The organism is Bradyrhizobium sp. IC4059, assembly GCF_020193615.1.
In the GTDB taxonomy this organism is placed as follows: Bacteria; Pseudomonadota; Alphaproteobacteria; order Rhizobiales; family Xanthobacteraceae; genus Bradyrhizobium; species Bradyrhizobium yuanmingense.
Genome location: NZ_JADYVH010000010.1, coordinates 91,580 through 114,711, shown reverse-complemented (window position 1 = coordinate 114,711; position 23,132 = coordinate 91,580). Strand labels below are relative to the sequence as shown.

Genomic DNA, 23,132 nt, shown 5'->3' with positions numbered 1-23,132 from the left:
GGGGGCAAAGCCGCACGCGGGAGTTGGCACCGGGATTGCGTTGGAGTAGAAGCCCCCCACATCTGGATCGGGGCTAAGTCCGCCTCCTGCTTCATGTTATTGACGCCGGCCGAGCTTGGTCTATCAAGCTGGCCAAATCGGAACCTGACGGTTTAATTCACCTCGGAAAGCTTCCATGCCGATTACCGATCTGGTCGCACCCGAGGCGATTCTCCCGGCATTGAAAGTCAACAGCAAGAAGCAGGCGCTGCAGGAGCTGGCGGCCAAGGCCGCCGAGCTGACCGGGCAGAACGAGCGCTCGGTGTTCGAGGTGCTGCTGCAGCGGGAGAAGCTCGGCACCACCGCGGTCGGCTATGGCGTCGCCATTCCGCACGGCAAGCTGCCCAAGCTGGAGAAGATCTTCGGCCTGTTCGCGCGGCTCGATCGTCCGATCGACTTCGAGGCGATGGACGGCCAGCCGGTCGATCTCGTCTTCCTGCTGCTGGCCCCCGAAGGCGCCGGCGCCGATCACCTCAAGGCGCTCGCCCGCATCGCCCGTCTGCTGCGCGACCAGGACATCGCCAAGAAGCTCCGCGCCTCGCGCGATGCGCAGGCGATTTATTCCGTGCTGGCGCTGCCGCCGGCAACGGCGGCGTAACCTTTCTTTTTTCCGCCCGGCAAGGGCCCAATCGTGTCTCGCACCTGATTGTGAGGGCGGCGTCCCGTCATGCCACCTTGATCTCAAAGGTAGAAGGTACGACAATCTTCCCGCCTGAGACGCACGGCACAGTGGGCGGCGCCAAAATCCGCTGAGAGCCGTTCGAAGCCGTGGACTGAGCGGACGTGACTGGGAATGGAATGACGCCGTTGCGCCTCGCGGCCGCGGCGGGAGAACGGCCCTGGGAATCAGGCCTCGACCGGCCGATGCCCACGGCAGGCGCGCGTGCGAAGGCGCCCGTGGTGCGCGGTGAGGCAAGATTCGCCGTGCGTCAGGCGGTCAGCTCATGACCAGCCTGCACGATTCCGAGGAGGACGACAGCGCGATCTGGCAAGCGCCCGGCGTCGGCGTGGAAAAGCTCGCCAGAATCGTGATGCGTGGCTCGATCACCGTCAACGTGATCGCGTCGATGGGTGTCTTCAACCCCGCGCTGCTTCCCGCAGAATGGAGCTTCGTGCAACAGGCCGTTGCGCTGTTGATGTGGGTCATCCTGATCTATGCCAGTGCCTTCGTGCGTCCCTGCCTGCGCGTGCAGCCCAATCCCGATTTCATCGCGCTGGTCGCATTCTATGCTCTCGCCGCTGTTTCCGTGCTCTGGACCGGCCTCGCCACCGCGGCGATCATGAAGAGCGCGGCCCTCGTGATGACGACCTTCGGTGCGTACTGCCTGATCACGCGGATCGACATCGACGAGATCGTCGGAGCGACGGCGCTGGGACTCTTCATCTTGGTCGCCGCCTCGGCCCTGTGTGCGGTTTTCGTGCCCGAGATCGGCGTCGATCAGAGCTGGATGCACAACGGCCAGTGGCAGGGAATCTACGAATCGAAGCAGACTCTCGGCTTCATCAGCGCCTATCTGATGTTCTTTGCCTGCTATCAGAAGATGACGGGCCAGGGCTGGACAGTTTTTCTGCTGACGTTTCTCCTGGCATCGACATGCGTCATCGCCTCGGAATCCCGTGGTGCCGGTGCCGTTGCAATTGCCGCCGGTGCACTGCTCATGACCTCGCTATGGTCGATCCGCTGCATGAGGATTTACGCGGTGCTGCCGGTCGTCATGTGCATCCTGGCTGCGCTCCTGATCCTGTATTTCTATGTCACGGGCTACGATTCCATCCATCTCGGCGAATCGACCATCAATCTGACCGAGCGAACCTTCATCTGGCAGTACGCCATCGGCCATTTCGACGATGCGCCGCTGCTGGGCTTCGGCATCAACGGGTTCTGGACGCGCCCTGCGATTTACGACTATTTCAACCAGAACCACGGCTGGGTGCTGGACAATTATCATAGCGGCTATATCGCGGTGGCAATGGAAACCGGATTCCTGGGATACGTGCTGTTCGTGGCGAGCGTCTATCTGTTCTCGGAAAAGGTCCTGTACCTGATCGACACGCGGTCGATCGATCGTCGCCACTGCGCTCTCATCATCGGATTCGTCGTCCTCAGCTTTCAATCGAATTTCACGGAGACGATGTTCCTTCGCTCGACCATGTTCACCTCGGTGCTGCTCGTCGCATTCTTCTTCGCAGTGTGCCGGCCGGTGCCGCAGCAGGGCCTGCAGCAATGATGGGGCAGGCGGGATGAATGCCATCTGCGTCCGCTGGGCTGTAACTTTCGGTCTCGCAATGACGCTATCTGTGCTTGCAATCTGCTCCCCGGCAGAAGCAGCCGGACAGGCCGCGTCCGCGCCCCCAAAACTGGGGCGCGGCATCAACATCCTCGGCTATGACGGCATTTGGGAGGGAGGCCGGAACGCGCCATTTCGTCTGGACAACCTCACCACGATCAGGCGCGCCGGGTTCTCGCACGTCCGGATCAATTTCTTCGGCTTCAAGTTCATGGACCCGGAGAATGCGCTGGATGAGATCGTCATGAGGCGGCTCGATGCGGTGATCGAGGAGGTGCTCGCCCGAAATCTCATCCCCATCCTGGACGAGCACGATACCCATATCTGTCAGCACGACATCTCGGAGTGCGCCGGGAAGCTGAAAGCGTTCTGGACGCAAATCGCCGCGCGCTATGCCGGAAAATATCCGAGGCTCGTCTTCGAGGTGCTCAATGAGCCGGGCGGGCAGATGACGTCCGCCGCCTGGAACGCCCTTCTGAACGAATGTCTCGGCATCATCCGCGCCACCAACCCCCGGCGGCCGGTGATCGCCGCGGTTCTCAACGTCGACGAGATGCCCGTCGAGGACTTGGTCCTGCCGCCGGATGACCGAAATATCATCGTCACGTTCCACTATTACGCGCCGATCCGTTTCACCCATCAGGGCGCACCGTGGTCGCCGACGTTCTCGCAAATAGGCCCGCTTGATTGGGGCACGCCGGAGGACGAACGGAAGGCGCGCGCCGATTTCGACAAGATCCGGTCCTGGTCCGAACGGGAGAACCGTCCGATCTATCTCGGTGAGTTCGGCGTATACGAGGCCGCGCCAGCCGAAGCACGGACGAGATATCTGTCGTTCGTGGCGCGAAGCGCGGAGCGGCTCGGCTGGGCCTGGGCCTATTGGCAATTCGATCACGATTTCGCAGCCTTCGACAGCGCGCGTCAAAGCTGGAAGCCGGAGATCATGCGGGCGCTGATTCCGGCGGGGCGGTGAGGCAGGGGCGTGACCTGAACTCGGCCGCGCCGGTGCGAAGCCATCCGACGATCGGATAGTTCAGCCTGGAGCGCCGTCATCAGGCTTAAGGCGCCGTGTTGCGGCGCGTTGTGATCAAACAGTATCGAAGTACCAAATGTATCGGAGTGTTGCTCCTCGAATACAGCGCGCGGAGGCCGGCCGATGTACCTTACCGGAGATTTCTATCGCTGATTGCTTCGGGGGTGACGAATGAAACGACTGCTGCTGGCGACGTCGGCTCTGATTGTCGCAGGCTCTGCTCAAGGTGCCGATCTGGGAGCTCGTCCCTACACGAAAGCGCCGGTTGCGGCGGCCGTGCCTTTCAGTTGGACCGGCTGCTATGTCGGGGGTCATGTCGGCGGCGGTGCGAGCCGAACGGGCTTCACGGATCCCGGCATCGGAACGGGGGCGGTCATCTCGCCTGCAATGACTATAGGCAGTGTGCCTGGTGATCGCATTGGGGTGAACGGAGACGTCGGAATTGTAGGAGGCGTTCAGGTAGGTTGCGACTACCAATTTGCCAGCAATTGGGTGCTCGGGATTGCCGGCGATTTCACGGCCACCGATCTTCACGGCACCGCCAACGATCCCTTCTTCGCCGGAAAGACCGGCGCGCCCGCCACTCTATCGAGCCGCACCGACTGGGTCGCCAGCGTCACGGGTCGGGTCGGCTACACATGGGATCGCTTGCTCGTTTATGGCAAGGGCGGCGTCGGGTTTGCGCATGACCGATACAATCTGAACAATTTCTCGTCGATTGGCGGCTTCTTTTGTCCCGGTGTGGGATTCCTCGTTTTTGAGCCCTGCAATTCAAGCGCCAGCACCGATCGTGTCGGCTGGGTGGCAGGTGCCGGTGTCGAGTGGGCCTTCGCCCCGAACTGGTCGGCCTTGGTCGAGTACACTCACTACGGCTTCGACAGCAAGCGCGTGGGATTCGCCAATCCAGCCGCCGCCACCACCGCGTTGATCGATATTCGTCAGGACATCGATATCGTGAAGGTAGGTATCAACTATCGGTTCGGCGGGTCACCCGTCGTCGCGAAGTACTGATTGATCGCTTAAGCAGACAAAGGGAGCGGCCGGGGCTCAACCTCGCGCCGCTTCCATGCGATTCACGATCCGCTGCCCGATCGGGCTCTTCAACCAGGCCTGGAAACCGGGCCGGTCCCAGATCATCCGACGCAATACCAGAAGCGATCCATCCGTATGCGATCGCACCGGTTTTTCGGGTTCGGGCTCGAGCGTCCATCCGAGCTTGGACAGATATTGAATGGTCGTCTGATTGCGCTCCAGCACGAACGCGCGGATGCGGCTCAGCTTGAGATCGTCGAACACGAACCTGAGCAGCGGAATGAAGGTGTTCACCGTCGCTCCGGCATTGCGGTGCTCCTTTTCTCCGATCACGGCGCTGACGAGCGCCTCGCTCGCCGCCGCGTTGATGTCGAGGCGGATGAAGCCGACATGGATGCGGCTGCCGCGCTCGAATATCCCGAGCAGGAGCCGTTCGCGCTGATCGAAGGATTTGATGTAGTCGGCGATCTCCGCCTTGGTCATCGCGCGCGGTGACGTGTTGAGGACATGCACGGTCCAGGGATCGGACAACCAGTCCGCCCAGCGCTGCGAGGCGTCATCGCGCTTGATGGTGCGCAGGAAATAGCGCCCGGCCGGAAACCACAATTGCTGCTTGGGCAGACGTTCGACTTTCGGCGGCATGCCGCATCTAAGCAGTTTCGAGTCGGACGATCAATTTGGATGGCGCAACGTGCAGGCCTCGAGCGGCGACGCCTTCGTGGGCGCCGCTCGTGCGCGTCAGCAGACCGTCGGCAGCAGGCGCCGGACTTCGTCGAGCAGTTCGGGGACCGCCCTCTTGTCACCCGCGAGGTGCTTGAGCAGCGCACTCTGGAACAGACCGTCGAACAGCGCGTAGAGCGCGCCTGGCGACGACGCCGGCCGCTTGCCGCCGAGCTCGGCATAGCGCGAGGCAATGCGCCAGATCATCGCTTCCAGGCTCTTGTCGATCTCGAGGACATCCTTGCGAAACGCCGCCTCGAACATCGCCTGCGAGCGCAAATCGTACCAAAGCCGGTGCATGCGGGCTTCGTTCTGCAGCGTTGCTGCGAGCTTGGCGAGGAAGCCCTCCGTCAATTCGTCGCGGCTCGTCGCTGTCGCGACGACCTCGTCATAGCGCGTCACGCACTTGGCCTTGTAGTGGCGAACGCAGCAGCAGATCAGGTCGAGCTTGTCGCTGAAATAATAGTGGAACACGCCGTGCGTGAACGCCGAGTTCTGCGCGATCTCCCGCAGGCTGGTCCGGGCGAAGCCGAGCTCTCCAAGCGTTTCGAGCGCGGCCTCGGCAAGCTCGATGCGTCGCGCGTTGAACTTGTCGTCTCGCACGATCTCCGCCACGGCCTCTCGCTTCGCCGCTCCTGTCGCTTGCCGCGCCATCCTCGCGCTGTCTCCCGTCTCTTGGTCACCACGATCACGTCGTCGGTCATCGTCTACAGACCATCCTCTTTGACAATTGTCAAATTTTCCCTTGACAACTGTCAAGTTCCGGGAGGAGTGTGCGCGCCAAGAAATTTGGACAGTCGTCAAGACATCAGCAAATGGAGGAAATGCACCCGCCGGCGCCGCGCCGCCGGAACGGACTCGCATGCCGTTGCGCAACCGCGCCGGCACCGTGCTGCCAATCGCAGCGCGCACCGATCATCAGCGAACAGATCAGTCCAAAAGATCAGTCCAAGCAAAGGGAGGACGTGCGATGAGTGAGAAGAGTCTTGATGGCCGCAAAGCCCTGGTCACCGGCGGAGCCCGCGGGATAGGAGCGGCTATTGCAGAAGCACTGGCGCGCTCCGGTGCGGCGGTCATGATCGGCGACATTCTCGATGACGCCGGCAAGGATAGCGCCGGCAAGATCGCCAGGCTCGGAGTGAAGACCGGCTTCGTGCATCTCGATGTCGCCGACGATGCGCAGTGGGAGAAAGCGACTGCTGCGACGGTCGCCACCCTCGGCGGCTACGACATCCTCATCAACAATGCCGGCATCGAGATCACGTCGCTGGTCAGCGAGATCAGGGCCGAGGATGCGCGGCGGATGTGCGACGTCAACATCGTCGGCACCGTGCTCGGCATGAAGCACGCCTTCCGCGCGATGCGGCCGGGTGGACCGGCGGGCAAAGGCGGCGCGGTCGTCAACATCGCGTCTGTCGCGGCGACGATCGCCTTCCCGAGCATCGCGGTCTATTCCGGCACGAAATCCGCGGTCGATCGCATGACACGGGTCGCTGCGATGGAGGCCGGCAAGCTCGGTTATGGCGTCCGCGTCAACTGCATCTATCCTGGCTTGATCCCGACCGACATGGGCCTGCAGCTGGCCAACGACATCGTCAAGATCGGTCTCGCGCCCGACGTCAACGCCGCGGTCGGCTCGGTGGTGGAGCAGACGCCTCTCGGCAAGCTCGCGGAGGTCGGCGACATCGCCAATGCTGCGGTGTTCCTGTGCTCGAACGAAGCCCGCTTCATCACCGGCATCGGACTGCCGGTCGATGGCGGCATGGGAATGTGAGCTGCAAACCCGACAACGAACATTTCGGAGGAACGACAATGAGCGCGAAGAAGCCCGTCATCGTCTATGGCGCGTCCGGCTACACCGGCCGCCTGGTCTGCGAATACTTACGCGAGTACAACATCCCCTTCATCGCCGCGGGGCGCAGCGCGGAGAAGCTCAACGCCGCAATGAAGGCGAACGTGGCCGGTATCGAGACCGCCGACTACGAGGTGGTGGAAGTGCCGCATACCGTGAGCGCACTGACGGAGTTGTTCAACGGTGCCTCGGTGGTGCTCAACACCGTGGGCCCCTTCGCCAGGTTCGGTGCCGAGGTGGTGCAGGCTTGCTGGGCGTCCCGATGCCACTACACCGACACGACAGGCGAGCAGGACTGGCTGATCACGCTCGAGCAGGAATGGGGCACGAAGTTCGCCAATGCCGGCCTGCTGCTCGCGCCGGGCATCGCGCAGATGTACACCACCGGCGAGATCGCCGCGCAGCTGTGCCTGGAGACGCCCGGCCTCGATACGCTAGATATCGCCGTGTTCTGGGGCGGTAGCCCGACCATCGCCTCGACGCAGACCATCCTGGTCAACGCCGCGATGGCAAAGGCCTACTATCTGGAGCAGAACAAGTATGTCGAGCATCAGGTGGATGCCGGCCTCTACAACCTCGCCATCCCCGGCCAGCATGAGCTCGCACTGGCGCTGCCCTGGGGCGGCACCTCGCATCCGGTGTGGTTCAAGCGCGATCCGCGTGTGGCCAACGTGAAGGTGCTGGGCGGCGTGTTCAACCGCGCGCTGATGCTGGGCGTGCCGCAGATCGTCGCCGCCGCGCTGGACGCGACCAAGAACATGAACCCCGATGACCGCTACGCCGCGTTGGCGCAGACCGCCGCCGGCGTGATGAACACCATGCCGCCGCGCGAGAACCCGCGCGTCAACAAGTCGCTGGATTCGGTGCATGCCTCCGGCCCGCTCGGACGCGCGCACTGCGTCATCAACGGCAACAGCAATTACAAGCAGACCGGCTTGTTGCAGGCCTATGCCGCGGCGCATCTGCTGCAGCAGCCGCCCAAGCGCGTGGGTTTCGCCTCCGGCTGCCAGGCATTCGGTCACCACGAGCTGCTCGGCCAGCTGCGCAGCTTCGGGCTGGTCAGCAGACCGATCCTCACCGTGCACGACTGAGCAAGATCACGGGTGGCGCGGCCGCGCGCCACCCGCCAGCTGCTTCCGGGATTGATCATGCGCTTCATCGATTACCTCGACAAAGGTGCCTCGCTCGGCGCCGATGCGCCGTGCCTGACCATGGACGGTCGCGATCTCAGCTATCGCGAGGTGCAGCAGCTGAGCTACCGCGTCGCGCGCGGGCTCGCGCGATCGGGTATTGCTGCCGGCGAGAAGGTCGCAATCCTGTCCGGCAACGATCCGGTCGCGTTTGCATGTGTGTTCGGCATTTCCCGCGCGGGCTCGGTTTGGTGCCCGATCAATCCACGCAACGAGGCTGCCGAGAACCGGCTCGTCCTCGACCAATTCGACTGCAGCCTGCTGCTGTTTCACTCGAGCTTCGCGCCGATGGTCGAGGCGGTGCGTGCAGAGCTGCCGAAGCTGCGCGTCCTCGTCTGCCTCGATGCCGAGTTGCCCTTCGCGCCCTCGTTCGACGGCTGGCTCGCTGGCCTTGCCACCGACCAATATCAACGCGAGACGGTCGACGATCTCGCGATGCTTCCGGGCACCGGCGGCACCACCGGAAAACCGAAGGGGGTCATGCTGTCGGGCCGCAACATCGAAGCCATGACGGCGCTGACGCTGATGGGCTATCCCTTCAGGGGGCGTCCGATCTATCTCGCGCTCGCGCCGTTGACCCATGCGGCCGGTGTGCTGTGTTTCCCGATTATGGCGCTCGGCGGTCGCATCGTGATCATGCATCGCCCTGACATCGCGGAATTCCTCGAATTGATCGAGCGCTACCATGTCACGCACACCTTCCTGCCGCCGACATTGATCTACATGCTGCTCGATCATCCCAAGCTCGACTCGGCGAAGCTCGGGTCTCTGCAATGCTTCTGGTACGGCGCGGCACCGATCTCGGCCGCACGGCTTGCGGAGGCGCTCCGGCGCATCGGGCCCATGGCGCAGTTGTTCGGTCAGACTGAAGCGCCGATGATGATCTCGATGATGGCACCGGATGAGCATTACAATGCCGATGGCACGATCGCGATGGAGCGCCTCGCCTCGGCGGGGCGGATCAGCCCGTTGGTGCAGGCCGGCATCATGGATGGCGACGGCAATTTGCTGGCGACCGGCTCACGCGGCGAGATCGTGGTTCGCGGCTCGCTGGTGATGGAAGGCTACTACAAAAATCCCGAAGCCACGGCGGAGGCCTCCGCGCATGGCTGGCACCACACCGGCGACATCGGCTACATCGACGACGATGGCTACCTCTACATCGTCGATCGCGCCAAGGACATGATCATCACCGGCGGGTTCAACGTCTATTCGATCGAGGTCGAGAACGCGCTGCGGGCGCATGAGGCGGTACAGGATTGCGCCGTGATCGGCCTTCCGGACGAGAAATGGGGTGAGCGTATCGTTGCCGTGGTGCAGCCCCGTGCCGGCCAGAGCGTCGATGCGACGGCGCTGGCGGCCTTCGTCAAGCAGCGGATCGGCAGCGTCAAGACACCGAAGCAGATCGAAGTCTGGGACGATCTGCCGCGCTCCAAGGTCGGCAAGGTGCTGAAGCCGGATATCCGCGCGCGGCTGGCAGATCGCTCAGGCGGCTAGCTAAAGCATGATCCGGAAAAGTGCGAAGCGCTTTTCCGGAGAGATCATGCGTGAACAACAACCTAAAGCGCGATGATGATTCATCCCAATCTCATCGCGCTTCAGCCCGAAAGCCGCTCCAGCACGTCGCGCACCAGCCCTTGCAGGAGATCGAGCTTGTAGGCCGTCATCGGCAATGGTTTGGCACCCGTGCTCGCCGCTTTCGCCGCTTCTGCGATCGATGCCGCATTGGCAAGCTTGCCGCTGAGCTGGACTTCCACGGCGGTGAGGCGAAGCGGCACGGGCGCGACGCCGCCGGCAGCGAGACGCACCAGCTGGAACTTGCCGCCGGCGATCACGACGCGGGCGCAGAGTTCCACCAGCGGCCATTCCGCATAGGTCCGGCTGATCGCCCGCTTGTAGGAAGCGCGCTCGCCCTCGAGCGGAGCAGGAAGCGCAATGTTCTTGATCATCTCGCCTGCTGCGAGTGTATGATCGGCGTGCGCGACCGAGCCGTCGCCGAGGAGACCGCTAATCGTCAATCCGCTGCGCCGGTCCGTGGTGATGGTCGCATCATAGGCGAGCAGAGCCGCCGCCATGGTCGAGGGATGCGGCGCGATGCACGGTCCGAGATCGAAGGCAACGCCATAGAGATGATTGCCGGAACGGGCAGGGCAGGTGCTGCCGCCTTTCTTCAGGCAATCGATGTCGGCCCGGCGGAAATACCAGCAGCGTGAACGCTGCGCGAGATTGCCGCCGAGCGTGGCAACGTTGCGCACCTGTGGCGTGGCGAGTCCCTGCGCGCTCGCCGCAATGCCGGGATAAGCGGCGAGGATGCGAGCGTCGGTCGCGATCGTGGCGATGGTGGCGAGCGCGCCGATCCGGGCCGCTCCATCGGCTCCCCAGCTGATCGTCTTGTCGCCGCTGGTCGAGATATCGATCAGCATTCCCTGCGACACCCCGCTGCGGCGGCGTTCGCTGAAGTCGGTGCCTCCGGCGCGGAATTCAGGCGTGGGATTGGCGGTGATGACGGCGACACTCATGCTGCATCCCTCCCTTTCAGCGCGGCCACAAGACGATCGGGCCGGAACGGAATTTCAGTCAGTCTCACGCCGATCGCATCGCGGATGGCGTTGGCGATCGCGGGCGAGGTCGGCACGGTGGCGACTTCACCGATGCCGACGCTGCCGCCCGGCACATGCTCGAAACCGGCCTCGTCGAAATGCACGTCCAGTTTCGGCATGTCGGCAATCCCCGGGATGCGGTAATCCTCCATGCTGCCGCTCAGGATGTGGCCGCTCGAGGGATCGGTCTCCCGCGACTCATAGAGTGCGTAGCCGATGCCCTGAATCACCGCGCCCGCGGCCTGGCTTCGCGCCAGCGCCGGCGCGGCGAGCTTGCCGACCGCGAGGCCCGTATAGGCGTTGAGCACGCGCACATGGCCGAGCCAGGTGTCGACCTCGACTTCCATCACCTGCACCGAGCTCGGCACGCCGGCGCCGACCACCATGTGGCTCATCAGACGCAGCACCCAACCGAACACCCGGCCCATGATGCCCGCCTCGTGCAGCGCGGGCCTGACGCCGGGCGGCGGCTTGCCGTCCTCCTGGCGCTTGGCCGACACGGCGATATCAGGGGAGGCCGCGATCATCTCGCGCCACGGCGCGTTCGAGCCCGGAGCAGGTGTGCGAGAGGCGGTGCGCCTGATTTCCGCTTTCAGCTTGTCGATGGCGAGTAAGGTCGGCGGCACCACCGAGGCGGTGACGCGGCTGCCGCCGGAGCCCGGTCCGCGCGGCAGGCTGGAGCGGCCGATGCGAACGTCCACATCATGCGGCTCGAGATCGAACGCCTTCGCGACGGTGTTGGCGATCACGCTGCGTGTGCCCGTGCCGATATCCTGGACCGCGCAGCTTGCGACGATGCGGCCGCCCTTGATCGCGAGTTCGACCGAGGAGCCGGTCTGCCAGAGATAGAGCCAGTAACCGGTGGCGACGCCGACGCCGCGCCGGTAGCGGCCGGTCTGCGATGCGGCTGGCTTGCGGCTCTTCCAGACGTCGAGGCCGGCAGCCCAGTCGTACAGTCGCTGGCGGTTGGGATCGGGGTCCCAGAGCTTGCGCAGCTGAATCGGATCGACCTTCATGCGCAGCGCCGCTTCGTCGACCGCCTGCTCCAGCGCAAACGACATCGGCGGACCGCCGGGGCCGCGGAACGGCGCGCCGGGCGGCAAATTGCTGAGCACGTCGAAGTCGACGAGCTCCTTTGCTTCGGCCGGATAGATCAGCCGCGCCAGGCCCGCGATCAGCGAGTTCACGGCGGCGCCGGTGTCTGCATGGGCAGTGAGCGACAGCGCCTTGAGGCGGCCTTCCGCAGAAGGCAGCAAGGACAGCTTCAGCTCGGCGGCCGGACGATAGCCGGTGACGGAAAGCTCCTCTTCACGATCGAAGGCGACGCGCACCGGCGCTTTCGCGGCGCGCGCAAGCTCGATCGCGGCGATGGTCTCCAGCCCAACGCTGCCTTTGGAGCCGAATCCGCCGCCGACATGATCGGCGATCACACGCACCTTGTCGTGCGGAAGGCCATAACGCTTGGCGAGCTTCTCCATGCTCTCGTGGATGGCCTGGGTCGAGATGTGCACAATGAGCTGATCGCCATCGAACCTGGCCACGGCGGCATGTGGTTCGAGGCTTGCGTGCTGTTGCGTCGAGACGCGAAAGGTCTCCTCGACCAGCAGCGGATTGCGTTGCTGGCGCGCCTCGTCAAGCCAGCTCTTGGCGCGCTTGGCTTTCTGCGAGAACGGCGCCGAGGGCCCGCGCACATTGCCCTTCCACGACACCGGAGCGCCGCCTGCGCCCTCGGACACGTTGCCGGCACGCTTGCGGTCCTTCTTTTCGAACACGACCGGTGCATCGTCGCGTCGCGCTGCATCGAGCCCGATCACAGCGGGCAAAGGCTCGGGCTTGAAGCTGATCGCGGCGATGGCCTGCAGTGCGGTGCGGCGATCCTTGGCCGCGACGGCTGCAATCGGCGCGCCGACGAAGCGGACCATGTTGTCGTCGTCGAGCAGCGGAACGACCGCGGCAACACCGGCAATGGCGCGGGCCGGCGCCAGATCAAGCCCGGTGATCCTCGCATGCGCGACGTGCGCGCGCAGGATGACGCCTTCGAGCTGTCCGTCATGGTGGACGTCGACGGTGTAGCGGGCCAGTCCCGTCACCTTGTCGCGGGCTTCCAGCCGCGGCGCGATGGGCTCGTTACCGTCGAAGCGGCCCGAGCATGCTTCGGCGACGGCGCGATAGATGCCTTCATAGGCGCCGCAGCGGCAGAGATGTCCCGATAGCGCGGCGGCGATCTCCTCGCGCGAGGGTGTCGCCGCGCCCTTGGTCGCGCGCCAGCCGTCATGGAAGGCGGCGGCTTCGACGACGAAGCCGGGCGTGCAGAAGCCGCATTGCAGGGCGTCGTGCGCCATGAACGCTTTCTGTACAGGATGCAATCCGGTCGCTCCGACACCCTCGATGGTCGTCAGCGATTTGTCGGCGACCGCCTGCGCCGGCAACAGGCAGCTCACGACGGGCGTGCCGTCGAGCAGCACGGTGCAGGCGCCGCAGACGCCGGAGCCGCAGACGAGCTTGGTGCCGGTGAGGCCGCCATCGCGGATCACGTCGATCAAGAGCGCATCCGGATCGTCGGGCAGCGGGAGAGGCCGTCCATTGATGGTCGTGCTGGTCATTTTCGAACTCCCGTTTTTCGGTGGGACTTCTTTGCGGACGGCGCCATCGCGCCGGCGATCAGCATGCGCAGCATGGTCTCGAGCTGTTTCAGGAACGCGTCGACCGGCTGCATGGAAGGGAAAGCGGATTTGGCGCCGTGGATCGCCATCTCGACGCAACGCGCGAGCTCGCGCACGCTGACGCCGCTTTCGAGCTTGAGCTTTCGCTTGCGGCATACCCGCGCGATCGTGGTTGCGATCTCCTCAGCGAAACGGCTGGAATAGCTCTGGTAGAGGTCGCGCGCCTGCGCGAGGTGCTCGGAAAACAGCTCCTCGGTATGGGGCGAGTCCTTCAGCGAAGCGAGCAGCGACTGCATTCGCGCGCCGATCTCGGCGACCAGGATGTCGGCAAGATCGAGGCCAGCTTCTTCCGCCGCCTTCGCGGCCGCGATTTCGGCAGCGAGCCCCTGCGCGTAGATCCGCTCGAGCACGGCGCGAAACAGCGCCTCCTTGGAGGCGAAGTGATGATAGAGCGCCTGCCGCGTCAGTCCGGCTTCCTCCGCCGCCAGCTCGATCGAGGAGCGGCGGAAGCCGTGGCGCCGGAACACGCGCAAGGCAGCGTCGAGGATCCGGTCCTGGGGAGGGGCCTTGGCCTGCATTTTGTCAGATTTGACAAACGCGAACGAAATGTCAAATCACGGATTGATGACGGGTCTCGTGCGCGCAAGAGCCAAGGCCGCCGCGCGCGGGCGGGAACATCGCCGAATTCCCGTTGGCTGGCGATGGCGACGCGAAAACATCACGCTCAAATGAAAACGGGCACGCCTTCTTGCGAAGGCATGCCCGTTTGAAACCCTATTCGTGCGACGCGCGTGCTTAGTGCACGCTCACCGCTTGCAGCTCGTTGCTCCAGGCGTTGGCGATCGCAGCTTCGCGGCTGTCGGTCAGCATGATCGGCGTGCCGTCGGCGGCGTGGAGCGCGAAAAGCTTGAGGCCCGGCGCGATCTTGGGCGCCTCGGGGAACAGGCCCGGCACGTCCTCGGAGCGGATCTGCTTCACATAGGCGATATGGCCTTCGCCTAGGGTTGCCAGTGTCTCCGGAGAGACGTTCTTGGCTTCGTATTCGAACGCAACGTGACCTTCACTCATGGTCTCGACTCCTCTGGAACACTAAGCGGTCGAGTCCGCTACTCGTTCCATTATTCGTGCTCATTGATAGCGATTGTCTTAACGATCCGCTCCGGTTCAGGCCGGGCCAGATCGATCGACAACAACCCGTTCTTCAGATCCGCACCCAGCACCAGCATCCCCTCGGCCAGCACGAAGGTGCGCTGGAAGTGGCGCGCGGCGATGCCGCGATGGATGTATTGCCGGGTCTTGTCGTCCTGCTGCCGCCCGCGGATCACGAGCTGGTTTTCCTCAATGGTTACATCGAGTTGGTCGCGCGTAAATCCGGCGACCGCCAGCGTGATGCGCAAACGCTCGGGCTGGCCGTCCGTGCGGTCGCACCTCTCGATATTGTAGGGAGGATAACCGTCGGCGCCTTTGACGACCCGATCGAGCACGCGCTCGATCTCGTCGAAGCCCAGCAGGAAGGGACTGGAGAGCGTTGGAACACGAGACATAGTTTACAAAGTCCTCTCGAAGCGACTTTGGTGCATCAGGGCCCGCGAGCGGCGCCCCTTGATGAGCAATATGGGCATGTTCCCCTGTGGGTTCAAGCAGGTAGCGGGGGAGCTGTGGACGGGCCACTTTCCGCCATCGCCCGAATGCCTGGTTCGTCGTGGTTGGCATGACGCGTCGCGCGAGGCGATTTATCCCAACAAAAACAAACCCCCTTCTACTGTGCATGGGGTTGTTTTCGCACTTTTGTCGTCACGCCCCGGAGCCGCTCAGCCCTTGAGCCGCGTCCGCCCGTCGTCGCTGAACAGATGCAGCTTGGCCCGCACCGCCGCGACGCGGATTCTCGCGCCGATGGCGGGCGCTTGGGTTCCGGGAATGCGGACGATGACCTCGCCGGGCGGCAGCTCGCCGGGCGTGGCGGCGACGCGCTGGTCCTCCTGCTCGCGCGAGCCGTAGACGAAGGTTTCGGCGCCGACGCGCTCGATCGCTTCCACGGTGAGCGGCAGGGCGACGCCGCCGGCCGGGACTTCGTCGGTGATGACGAAATCCTCCGGGCGGATTCCGACGATTCCGGCATCGGCCGCGGCGCTGCCGGCGAGCTGCGACCAGATCTCCTCGGGCCGGGTCGACATCAAGTTCATCGGCGGCGCGCCGATGAAGGAGGCGACGAAGGTCGTCGCCGGTTTCTCGTAGATATCAAGCGGATTGCCGACCTGCTCGACCTGGCCGCCGTTCATCACGACAAGAATGTCGGCGAGCGTCATCGCCTCGAGCTGGTCATGGGTGACGTAGATCGACGTCGTGTTGAGCCGGCGCTGCAATTTGCGGATCTCGACCCGCATCGCGATGCGCAACTTGGCGTCGAGGTTGGACAGCGGCTCGTCGAACAAAAAGACTTTCGGCTGGCGCACGATGGCGCGGCCCATGGCGACGCGCTGGCGCTGGCCGCCGGAGAGCTGGCGCGGCTTGCGCTCCAGCATGGCGGAGAGCTCGAGCACACGCGCGGCTTCCTCGACGCGGGTCTTGATTTCGGCCTCGGCCATGCCGCGGTTGCGCAGGCCATAGGCCATGTTGTTGTAGACGCTCATATGCGGATAGAGCGCGTAGTTCTGGAACACCATCGCGATGTCGCGATCGGCGGGCTCTACTCCGTTGACGACGCGGCCGCCGATGTCGATCTCGCCGCCGGTGACCGTCTCCAGCCCCGCGACCATGCGCAGCAGCGTGGACTTGCCGCAGCCGGAGGGGCCGACCAGCACGCAGAACTGTCCGTCGCCGACATCGACGTCGACGCCCTTGATGGCCTCGAAGCCGCCGGGATAGGTTTTGCGGACGCTGCGCAGGGTGACGTTGGCCATAAGTCTCTACTTCTCCGTCTCGACCAGGCCGCGCACGAACAATTTCTGCATGGCGACGACGACGAACACCGGCGGCAGCATGGCCAGCACGGCGGTTGCCATCACGATCGGCCATTCGGTCAGCGCGTCGGTGGTGGTGATCATCTTGCGGATGCCGATCTGGATGGTCTGCATGTCGTCGCGCGTGGTGATCAAGAGCGGCCAGAGATATTGATTCCAACCGAGGATGAACAGGATAACGAACAGCGCCGCCATGTTGGTGCGCGACAGCGGCAAGAGCGTATCCCAGAAGAAGCGGAAGGGGCCGGCGCCGTCAATGCGCGAGGCCTCCAGCAGCTCGTCCGGCACGGTCATGAAGAACTGGCGGAACAGCAGCGTCGCGGTGGCCGATGCGATCAGCGGCAGCGACAGGCCGGCATAGCTGTCGAGCATGTGCAGGTCGGCGACGATCTTGTAGGTCGGATAGATGCGGACTTCGACCGGCAGCATCAGCGTGATGAAGATCAGCCAGAACAGCGCCATCCGGAACGGGAAGCGGAAATACACGATCGCATAGGCCGAGATGATCGAGACCGCGATCTTGCCCAGCGCGATCAGGAGCGCCATCACAAGCGAGTTCAGCATCATGTTGCCGACCGGCTCGCGGGTCGAGCCGCTCGTGCCGACGAAGATGGTCTGGTAGTAGGTCTGGAAGAAATGACCCCCGGGCAGCAACGACATCTGCCCGTTGGCGATCACCGCGTTGTCCTGGGTGGACGCCACGAAGGCGAGATAGACCGGGAAGGCGACGATCGCGATCCCGATCCAGAGGATAATATGGGCAATGTAGCGCCGAAAGCCTTCTTCCTCGACCATCAGTAGGTCACCTTGCGTTCGACGAAGCGGAACTGGATGCCCGTCAGCACGATCACCATGATCATCAGGATCACCGATTGCGCCGCGGAGCTGCCGAGGTTTCCGCCGAGCAGGCCGTCGGTATAGACCTTGTAGACCAGCGTCTCCGTCGACTTGCCCGGACCGCCGCGGGTCATCGTGTCGATGATGCCGAACGTGTCGAAGAAGGCGTAGACGATGTTGACGACCAGGAGGAAGAAGATGGTCGGCGACAGCAGCGGGAAGATCACGGTCCAGAACCTGCGCATCGGGCGGGCGCCGTCGATCGCGGCCGCCTCGATCACGCTTCTGGGGATGCTCTGCAGGCCGGCGAGGAAGAACAGGAAGTTGTAGGAGATCTGCTTCCAGGCGGCGGCCAGGATGATCAGCGCTGCGGCCTGGTCGCCGTCGAGCAGTGGATTCCAGTCGATGCCCAGCGCCCGCAGGTAGCGCGAGAGCACGCCGAGCGAGGGATGCAGCATGAAGATCCAGAGCACGCCGACGACCGGCGGCGCCACCGCATAGGGCCAGATCAGCAGCGTGCGGTAGAGCATCGAGCCGCGCAGCGGCTTGTCTGCCATCACGGCCAGCAGCAGCGCGAACGACAGCGACGACACCGCGATCGCGAACGAGAAGAAGAAGGTGCGCAGGATCGCCTCGAAATAGGCGGGCTCCTTGAACAGCTCGATATAGTTCTCGAACCAGACGAAGCTGGTCGACAGGCCGAAGGCGTCCTGCAGCAGGAACGACTGGATCATCGCCTGCAAGGCCGGCCAGTAGAAGAAAATCAGGACGATCGCGAGTTGCGGCGCAACCAGCGCATAGGGCAACAGCTTCGATTGGAAAATGGCTTGCTTTTGCATGATGCCCCAGCGCGGCAGGCCGGGGGACCGGCCTGCCGCTTGTCGCCTTACTTCACGGCGGTCTTTTCGAACTGGCGCAGCATGGTGTTGCCGCGCTCGACGGCCGCGTCCAGCGCCTGCTTGGCGGTCTTCTTGCCGGCCAGCGCCTGCTCGATCTCCTCCGCCCAGACGTCACGGAGCTGCACCATGTTGCCGAGGCGCAGGCCGCGCGAATTCTCGGTCGGCTCCTTGTTGGTCAGCTCGAGCAGCGGCGTCTCCAGATAGGGCTGGTCCTTGTAGAAGCCATCCGCCTTGGCCTTCTCATAGGCCGCCTTGGTGATCGGCAGATAGCCCGAGGCCTTGTGGATGTAGACTTGGCGATCGGTGTCCGAGAGGAAGGAGAAGAATTTGGCGACGCCCTTGTAATCGTCCGCCGGTTTGCCGCCCATTACCCAGAGCGAGGCACCGCCGATGATCGAGTTCTGCGGCGCGTCCTTGGCGTCCGGGTAATAGGGCATCGGCACCGCGGTGAAGGCAAACTTGGCCTGCGCCTTGACGTTGCCGAAGAACGCGGACGAGGTCAGGTAGAGCGGACATTCGCCCGACGTGAAGCGGCCTTCGCCGGTGTTGGTGCGGCCGGCATAGTCGTAGGTCTTGTCCTTCTGGAACTCGACCAGATTTTCGAGATGCTTGACCTGGAGCGGACCGTTGAAGGACAGCACGGTGTCGAAGCCGTCGAGGCCGTTGGCCTTGCTGGCGAGCGGCACGTTGTGCCAGGCGGAGAGCTGCTCGAGATTGACCCAGGTGACCCAGGAGTTGGAGAAGCCGCAGGTCGCGTGGCCGGCCGCCTTCAGCTTCTTGGCGGCGTCGAACACTTCGGGCCAGGTCTTCGGCACCTCGACATTCGCTTTCTTCAGTGCGTCGAGGTTGACCCACATCACGGTCGAGGACGAGTTGAACGGGAAGGACAGCATCTCGCCCTTCGAGGTCGAGTAATAGCCGGTGATCGCAGGCAGATAGGCCTTCGGATCGAACTTCTCGCCGGTCTCGGCCATCAGCTTGTAGACCGGCTTCACGGCGCCGGTCGCTGCCATCATGGTGGCGGTGCCGACCTCGAACACCTGCATGATGTGCGGCGCGTTGCCGGCGCGGAACGCGGCGATGCCGGCGTTCATCGTGTCGGCGTAGTTGCCCTTGTAGGTCGGGATCACCTTGTAGTCGCTCTGCGTGGTGTTGAAATCGTTGGCGAGCCTGACGATGACGTCGTTGTTGGCGCCGGTCATCGCGTGCCACCACTGGATTTCGGTGACCGCGAGTGCCGGCGAGGCGCCGAGACCAACCGTGAGTGCGACGGCCGCCGCCGTGCCAAAATGTCGAAGAGCCATCAAGAACCTCCCTTGCCCGTCACTAATGAAGCGCTTGCGCTAGCAGCGCCATATGACGTTCACATGACTGTGTAAGCGGGAGAAACGAAAGCAGCAAGCGCGGCCAAATGGGAAGTTGTCAAATAGGCCAAGACGGAGCCGTCAGCCAACTCGTTCGCGCTGCACATGCGTGCGCGCGCCGCAGTGCGGCATTGAGATGAGGCACTATCGTGCCGCGGGCTCCGAACCTCTCCCACTTGCAAGCGGGAGAGGGAGCGCACCACCGTTGACGCTCGCCTTAGCTCAGCGTTTCCGCTCGGGACCGCAGACCGTGCCTTTTTCGACCATCGCGTCGATCTCGGCCTTGGAGTAGCCGAACTCGCCCAGCACCTCGGCCGCATGCTGGCTGAATTTCGGCGGCACGCGGCGCAGGCTCGGCTTGCTGCGGTCGAGCCGGATCGGCGAGGCAACGCCCTTGTACCAGTCCTTCTCGATAATATCGCCACGCGCGATCGTGTGCGGATTGGTCAACGCCTGGTCGATCTTCTGCACGGGACCTGCAGGCAGGCCGGCCGCGAGCAGGCGGTTGCACAGCGGCTCGGCCTCGTGCTGGCTGAACACGGCGGCAAGCTCGGCGCGCAGTGCCTCGCGATTGGCGATGCGGTCCTTGTTGCGGGCAAAGCGCGGATCGGTGCCGAGCTCGGGCTTGCCGATCTCCTTCGCCAGCTTGCGGAAGGTGCCGTCATTGCCGACGCCGATGAAGATGTTGTCGGTCTTGGTCGGGAAGATCGCGTAAGGCACGAGGTTCGGATGCTCGTTGCCGGTGAGACCCGGCGGCTTGCCATGCATGAAATAATTCGCGGTGTGCGGATGCATGATGGCAAGGCCGGTCTCGTACAGCGTCGTCTCCAGGAACTGGCCCTTGCCCGACCGCTGCCGCTCCGACAGCGCCATCAGGATGCCGATCGCCGCATAAAGTCCGGTGGTGATGTCGACCAAGGGAACGCCGATCCGCATTGGCCCGCTCTCGGGCGAGCCGGTCGCCGCGATCATGCCGGTCATGGCCTGGATGATGGCATCATAGCCGGGGTTGCCGCCGCGCGGGCCGTCGGCGCCGAAGCCGCAGATCCGGCAATGCACGAGGCGGGGATATTTCTTGCTGAGGACGTCGTTGCCGATGCCCCATTTCTCCAGCGTGCCCGGCTTGAAATTCTCGATCAGGACGTCGGCGGTCTCCAGCATCTTGAGCAGCACGATTCGGCCGCCCTCGGAGGCGAGGTCGAGGCCGATCGAGCGCTTGTTGCGGTTGATGCCGACGAAATAGGCCGCATCCTCCTCGTGGAACGGAGGGCCCCATTCGCGCACCTCGTCGCCCGCGGGCGGCTCAACCTTGATCACGTCGGCGCCGTGGTCGGCGAGGATCTGGGTGCAGTAGGGACCGCCGAGCACGCGCGTGAGATCGATGACGCGCAATCCGCTCATGGCGCCCGTTGCTGCTTCAGTCATGCCTTCGCTTCCCTGTGTCGATCATTGGCTCACAGGCCTAGCGAGGTTTGTTTGCGCCAGCAATGGCGCCGAGCGTGGAGCCGCATGCGCCGGCGTGCAGCCATGCCGCGGGGTGGCGAATTCCCTCGGATGCGGCCGGCCCGAGGGGGGATTCCCGGGCCAGCCAATCCGCGCTGCCGATCAGACCACCGTCAGGCGAACGTCGACATTGCCGCGCGTGGCATTGGAGTACGGGCACACCTGATGCGCCTTCGCCACCAGCGCCTCGGCGTCTGCGCGGGCAAGGCCCGGCAGCGAGACCGCGAGGTCGATATCGAGGCCGAAGCCGCCCTCGGAGCGCGGGCCGATGCCGACGGTCGAGGTGACCGAGGCGTCGGCAGGCACCTTCGGGCCGCCCTGCGAGGCCACGAACTTCATCGCGCCGATGAAGCAGGCGGCATAGCCGGCCGCAAACAGCTGCTCGGGATTGTTGCCAGCGCCGCCGCCACCGCCGAGCTCCTTCGGCGTGGTGAGCTTGACGTCGAGCGCGCCGTCGAGGGTCGCAGCATGGCCGTCGCGGCCGCCGGTCGCCTTGGCGCTGGTCTTGTAGAGGACGTTCACAGACATTGTCGTCTCCTCGGGTCTTTCGGGGTTGGGGTGCGGGCTTTATCGCAGACAATTAGATTGTGCGCAATCTAATTCGTCCCGCCTCACATTTAATTGTTCGCAATTGAATGTGGCGCCGGCCGGGACCAGAATGGGAGAAACGCGCAGGATTCTTCATGGCCCGGAAATCAACGGCGGTAGACCCGCTTCGTCTCGACAACCAGATCTGCTTCGCGGTCTATTCCGCTACGCACGCCTTTAACCGCGTCTACAAGCCGCTGCTCGATCGGCTCGGCCTGACCTATCCGCAATATCTGGTCATGCTGGTGCTGTGGGAGCGCGATGACGTGCCGGTCAAGGAGATCGGCGAGAAGCTGTTCCTGGATTCGGGCACGCTGACGCCGCTGCTGAAGCGGCTCGAGGCCGCCCATCTCGTCAGGCGCACCCGCTCGCGTGAGGACGAGCGTCAGGTTCTGATCGCCCTGACGCCGCAGGGCCATGCACTGAAGGAGAAGGCCCGCAGCGTGCCGCAATCGATCCTGGCGGCATCGGACTGCTCGGTGTCGGAGCTGGTCGCGATGAAAGACGAGATCGTCGCGCTGAGGGATCGGCTGAATGCGGTGATCGGGGAGTAGGGGACTAAAGCCGCTTCTTGGCGAAGGAGCGGCCTGATGCTGACTTCAAGTACTTTTCGAATGCGACGGCCTGCTTCTCATCGCTGAATGCGACGTAAGTCTTGAGCCGCCAAGGTCCGTATTTCGAAGTGTGGGGCACCTCGCCAGCATTGTGCTTTGCCAGTCGGGCGCGGAGGTCGTCGGTGATCCCGACATAGAAGTGGAGAGAATCAAGGCTCTCAAGGATGTAGACGTACTTCACGGGCACACTCCTCGGTAGGCGAGGAGAGCTTACACCCGCTCTTGTTTTGCTGAAGCCCGGCTTCGCCCTTCGGGCTTCGCCGCGGCAGCCTTCGCTAGCTTCGCCACGAGGGAGCGGAGCTGGCTTGCCGAGCCGTAGCTGGCGAAGCCAGCGAAGGCTGGTGGAGCCAGGCGGGATCGAACCGCCGACCTCTTGCATGCCATGCAAGCGCTCTCCCAGCTGAGCTATGGCCCCTTAGTCCAAATGGGAGGATCCTGGGGGACCCGTCCCGGCCGGCGAGCGCTCTAGGCGACTCGCGCGGTGCACCCTTTTTCACAGATCAGGGCTGATCTCAAGTCTCTTCATCACCGCCGACATCACCAATGATGTCGGTCACGTCCTCATCGCCCTCTTCCTCGTCGGCAATGAAGGTCGAATCGTCGTCGTCATCGTCATCGAGGGTCTCGTCGACCTCGATATCGTCCTCCGATTCGGGCACGACCGCCTTGACCTTGCCGGTGTTCTCCTCGGCATCGGCCTCCTCGAGCGAGACCAACTCCTCGGTCTCCGCCGGCTCCGGCGCGTTGTCCTGGGCCATGTTGCGGGCCTCGGCCGCACGGGGGCCGCGGGCAGGAGCGACCGGGGCGATCGGCACCACTTCGCCGGTATAGGGCGAGATCACCGGATTCTTGTTGAGGTCATAGAACTTCTTGCCCGTGGTCGGGCAAATACGTTTGGTTCCGAGTTCGGACTTGGCCACGGCAGGAATCCTGGGAATGTCTGAAAAGCG

Annotated in this window: 23 protein-coding genes and 1 tRNA gene; 8 read left to right on the top strand and 16 right to left on the bottom strand. The window is 64.0% G+C overall.

Annotated elements, in window-relative coordinates:
- Positions 1-175 precede the first annotated feature (175 nt).
- The 4 genes from ptsN (at position 176) to I6F12_RS27660 (ending at position 4,371) form a co-directional block, all read left to right on the top strand.
- Positions 176-637: a PTS IIA-like nitrogen regulatory protein PtsN gene (gene ptsN / locus I6F12_RS27675; protein ID WP_008141251.1), complete on the top strand. Its 462-nt coding sequence runs from the start codon at positions 176-178 to the stop codon at positions 635-637.
- Between the two features lie 346 nt (positions 638-983).
- Positions 984-2,267: an O-antigen ligase family protein gene (locus tag I6F12_RS27670; RefSeq protein WP_225151960.1), complete on the top strand. Its 1,284-nt coding sequence runs from the start codon at positions 984-986 to the stop codon at positions 2,265-2,267.
- 13 nt (positions 2,268-2,280) lie between these two features.
- Positions 2,281-3,300 carry a glycoside hydrolase family 5 protein gene (locus I6F12_RS27665; protein WP_225157666.1) on the top strand — a complete coding sequence of 340 codons (1,020 nt, stop codon included), beginning with the start codon at positions 2,281-2,283 and terminating at the stop codon, positions 3,298-3,300.
- Between the two features lie 231 nt (positions 3,301-3,531).
- The gene (locus I6F12_RS27660) at positions 3,532-4,371 is read left to right on the top strand and encodes an outer membrane beta-barrel protein (protein ID WP_036009176.1); all 840 of its coding nucleotides are present in this window, start codon (positions 3,532-3,534) and stop codon (positions 4,369-4,371) included.
- Between the two features lie 36 nt (positions 4,372-4,407).
- Here I6F12_RS27660 and I6F12_RS27655 read toward each other — a convergent pair whose 3' ends face one another.
- Positions 4,408-5,034: a GNAT family N-acetyltransferase gene (locus I6F12_RS27655; RefSeq protein WP_036009173.1), complete on the bottom strand. Its 627-nt coding sequence runs from the start codon at positions 5,032-5,034 to the stop codon at positions 4,408-4,410.
- A 96-nt stretch (positions 5,035-5,130) separates the two neighbouring features.
- A complete protein-coding gene (locus I6F12_RS27650) occupies positions 5,131-5,766 on the bottom strand; it encodes a TetR/AcrR family transcriptional regulator (RefSeq protein ID WP_050991851.1) in 636 nt (211 codons plus the stop codon).
- Positions 5,767-6,082: 316 nt separating this feature from the next.
- Here I6F12_RS27650 and I6F12_RS27645 point away from each other — a divergent pair, with 316 nt between their 5' ends.
- Genes I6F12_RS27645 through I6F12_RS27635 form a run of 3 tightly spaced genes read left to right on the top strand, consistent with a single transcriptional unit; the run spans position 6,083 to position 9,651 of the window.
- On the top strand, positions 6,083-6,886 hold the full coding sequence (locus tag I6F12_RS27645) for an SDR family oxidoreductase (protein ID WP_225157665.1): 804 nt from the start codon (positions 6,083-6,085) through the stop codon (positions 6,884-6,886).
- A 38-nt stretch (positions 6,887-6,924) separates the two neighbouring features.
- A complete protein-coding gene (locus tag I6F12_RS27640) occupies positions 6,925-8,055 on the top strand; it encodes a DUF5938 domain-containing protein (RefSeq protein WP_225129518.1) in 1,131 nt (376 codons plus the stop codon).
- Between the two features lie 57 nt (positions 8,056-8,112).
- A complete protein-coding gene (locus I6F12_RS27635; RefSeq protein WP_225157664.1) occupies positions 8,113-9,651 on the top strand; it encodes an AMP-binding protein in 1,539 nt (512 codons plus the stop codon).
- Positions 9,652-9,752: 101 nt separating this feature from the next.
- Here I6F12_RS27635 and I6F12_RS27630 read toward each other — a convergent pair whose 3' ends face one another.
- From I6F12_RS27630 to I6F12_RS27580, 11 genes are all read right to left on the bottom strand, one after another.
- The gene (locus I6F12_RS27630) at positions 9,753-10,673 is read right to left on the bottom strand and encodes an FAD binding domain-containing protein (protein WP_225157663.1); all 921 of its coding nucleotides are present in this window, start codon (positions 10,671-10,673) and stop codon (positions 9,753-9,755) included.
- Entirely contained in the window at positions 10,670-13,357 is a 2,688-nt protein-coding gene (locus tag I6F12_RS27625) for a molybdopterin-dependent oxidoreductase (RefSeq protein WP_225157662.1), read from the bottom strand. Before I6F12_RS27625 ends, I6F12_RS27630 begins: the two co-directional genes overlap by 4 nt.
- Positions 13,354-13,995: a TetR/AcrR family transcriptional regulator gene (locus tag I6F12_RS27620; protein ID WP_225153060.1), complete on the bottom strand. Its 642-nt coding sequence runs from the start codon at positions 13,993-13,995 to the stop codon at positions 13,354-13,356. The genes I6F12_RS27625 and I6F12_RS27620 overlap by 4 nt, the downstream gene beginning before the upstream one ends.
- A 217-nt stretch (positions 13,996-14,212) precedes the next feature.
- Positions 14,213-14,485, bottom strand: a complete 273-nt coding sequence (locus tag I6F12_RS27615; RefSeq protein WP_007598581.1) for a DUF1150 domain-containing protein — start codon at positions 14,483-14,485, stop codon at positions 14,213-14,215.
- A gap of 50 nt (positions 14,486-14,535) precedes the next feature.
- Positions 14,536-14,961 (bottom strand): Hsp20 family protein, encoded by a 426-nt coding sequence (locus I6F12_RS27610; RefSeq protein ID WP_024338612.1) that lies wholly within the window; start codon positions 14,959-14,961, stop codon positions 14,536-14,538.
- A gap of 267 nt (positions 14,962-15,228) precedes the next feature.
- A complete protein-coding gene (locus I6F12_RS27605) occupies positions 15,229-16,317 on the bottom strand; it encodes a sn-glycerol-3-phosphate import ATP-binding protein UgpC (RefSeq protein ID WP_225157661.1) in 1,089 nt (362 codons plus the stop codon).
- Between the two features lie 6 nt (positions 16,318-16,323).
- Positions 16,324-17,172 (bottom strand): sn-glycerol-3-phosphate ABC transporter permease UgpE, encoded by an 849-nt coding sequence (gene ugpE / locus I6F12_RS27600; protein ID WP_036024416.1) that lies wholly within the window; start codon positions 17,170-17,172, stop codon positions 16,324-16,326.
- Positions 17,172-18,053, bottom strand: coding sequence for a sn-glycerol-3-phosphate ABC transporter permease UgpA (gene ugpA, locus I6F12_RS27595; RefSeq protein ID WP_036009149.1), 882 nt, complete (start codon positions 18,051-18,053; stop codon positions 17,172-17,174). The genes ugpE and ugpA overlap by 1 nt, the downstream gene beginning before the upstream one ends.
- Positions 18,054-18,100: 47 nt before the next feature.
- Complete coding sequence (ugpB, locus tag I6F12_RS27590) at positions 18,101-19,417, bottom strand: sn-glycerol-3-phosphate ABC transporter substrate-binding protein UgpB (protein WP_225157660.1); 1,317 nt, start codon at positions 19,415-19,417, stop codon at positions 18,101-18,103.
- A 282-nt stretch (positions 19,418-19,699) separates the two neighbouring features.
- On the bottom strand, positions 19,700-20,902 hold the full coding sequence (locus tag I6F12_RS27585; protein ID WP_036009143.1) for a CaiB/BaiF CoA-transferase family protein: 1,203 nt from the start codon (positions 20,900-20,902) through the stop codon (positions 19,700-19,702).
- Between the two features lie 180 nt (positions 20,903-21,082).
- Positions 21,083-21,508 carry an organic hydroperoxide resistance protein gene (locus I6F12_RS27580; RefSeq protein ID WP_036009140.1) on the bottom strand — a complete coding sequence of 142 codons (426 nt, stop codon included), beginning with the start codon at positions 21,506-21,508 and terminating at the stop codon, positions 21,083-21,085.
- A 155-nt stretch (positions 21,509-21,663) separates the two neighbouring features.
- Between I6F12_RS27580 and I6F12_RS27575 the strand changes: the two genes are divergently transcribed.
- Positions 21,664-22,122 (top strand): MarR family transcriptional regulator, encoded by a 459-nt coding sequence (locus I6F12_RS27575; protein WP_074447577.1) that lies wholly within the window; start codon positions 21,664-21,666, stop codon positions 22,120-22,122.
- Between the two features lie 4 nt (positions 22,123-22,126).
- Here the strand turns inward: I6F12_RS27575 and I6F12_RS37530 are convergent, their stop codons facing one another.
- The 3 genes from I6F12_RS37530 to I6F12_RS27560 all read right to left on the bottom strand — a co-directional run bounded on the left by I6F12_RS37530 (position 22,127) and on the right by I6F12_RS27560 (position 23,102).
- Positions 22,127-22,363, bottom strand: coding sequence for a GIY-YIG nuclease family protein (locus I6F12_RS37530; protein WP_225142425.1), 237 nt, complete (start codon positions 22,361-22,363; stop codon positions 22,127-22,129).
- 158 nt (positions 22,364-22,521) lie between these two features.
- Positions 22,522-22,597: transfer RNA gene (locus tag I6F12_RS27565), tRNA-Ala, on the bottom strand.
- A 97-nt stretch (positions 22,598-22,694) separates the two neighbouring features.
- Positions 22,695-23,102, bottom strand: a complete 408-nt coding sequence (locus I6F12_RS27560; protein WP_036009126.1) for a TIGR02300 family protein — start codon at positions 23,100-23,102, stop codon at positions 22,695-22,697.
- Positions 23,103-23,132 lie beyond the last annotated feature (30 nt).

Coding starts and splice junctions, on each gene's coding strand:
- ptsN (WP_008141251.1), top strand. CDS start 176: ATGCCGATTACCGATCTGGTCGCACCCGAGGCGATTCTCCCGGCATTG.
- I6F12_RS27670 (WP_225151960.1), top strand. CDS start 984: ATGACCAGCCTGCACGATTCCGAGGAGGACGACAGCGCGATCTGGCAA.
- I6F12_RS27665 (WP_225157666.1), top strand. CDS start 2,281: ATGAATGCCATCTGCGTCCGCTGGGCTGTAACTTTCGGTCTCGCAATG.
- I6F12_RS27660 (WP_036009176.1), top strand. CDS start 3,532: ATGAAACGACTGCTGCTGGCGACGTCGGCTCTGATTGTCGCAGGCTCT.
- I6F12_RS27655 (WP_036009173.1), bottom strand. CDS start 5,034: ATGCCGCCGAAAGTCGAACGTCTGCCCAAGCAGCAATTGTGGTTTCCG.
- I6F12_RS27650 (WP_050991851.1), bottom strand. CDS start 5,766: ATGGCGCGGCAAGCGACAGGAGCGGCGAAGCGAGAGGCCGTGGCGGAG.
- I6F12_RS27645 (WP_225157665.1), top strand. CDS start 6,083: ATGAGTGAGAAGAGTCTTGATGGCCGCAAAGCCCTGGTCACCGGCGGA.
- I6F12_RS27640 (WP_225129518.1), top strand. CDS start 6,925: ATGAGCGCGAAGAAGCCCGTCATCGTCTATGGCGCGTCCGGCTACACC.
- I6F12_RS27635 (WP_225157664.1), top strand. CDS start 8,113: ATGCGCTTCATCGATTACCTCGACAAAGGTGCCTCGCTCGGCGCCGAT.
- I6F12_RS27630 (WP_225157663.1), bottom strand. CDS start 10,673: ATGAGTGTCGCCGTCATCACCGCCAATCCCACGCCTGAATTCCGCGCC.
- I6F12_RS27625 (WP_225157662.1), bottom strand. CDS start 13,357: ATGACCAGCACGACCATCAATGGACGGCCTCTCCCGCTGCCCGACGAT.
- I6F12_RS27620 (WP_225153060.1), bottom strand. CDS start 13,995: ATGCAGGCCAAGGCCCCTCCCCAGGACCGGATCCTCGACGCTGCCTTG.
- I6F12_RS27615 (WP_007598581.1), bottom strand. CDS start 14,485: ATGAGTGAAGGTCACGTTGCGTTCGAATACGAAGCCAAGAACGTCTCT.
- I6F12_RS27610 (WP_024338612.1), bottom strand. CDS start 14,961: ATGTCTCGTGTTCCAACGCTCTCCAGTCCCTTCCTGCTGGGCTTCGAC.
- I6F12_RS27605 (WP_225157661.1), bottom strand. CDS start 16,317: ATGGCCAACGTCACCCTGCGCAGCGTCCGCAAAACCTATCCCGGCGGC.
- ugpE (WP_036024416.1), bottom strand. CDS start 17,172: ATGGTCGAGGAAGAAGGCTTTCGGCGCTACATTGCCCATATTATCCTC.
- ugpA (WP_036009149.1), bottom strand. CDS start 18,053: ATGCAAAAGCAAGCCATTTTCCAATCGAAGCTGTTGCCCTATGCGCTG.
- ugpB (WP_225157660.1), bottom strand. CDS start 19,417: ATGGCTCTTCGACATTTTGGCACGGCGGCGGCCGTCGCACTCACGGTT.
- I6F12_RS27585 (WP_036009143.1), bottom strand. CDS start 20,902: ATGACTGAAGCAGCAACGGGCGCCATGAGCGGATTGCGCGTCATCGAT.
- I6F12_RS27580 (WP_036009140.1), bottom strand. CDS start 21,508: ATGTCTGTGAACGTCCTCTACAAGACCAGCGCCAAGGCGACCGGCGGC.
- I6F12_RS27575 (WP_074447577.1), top strand. CDS start 21,664: ATGGCCCGGAAATCAACGGCGGTAGACCCGCTTCGTCTCGACAACCAG.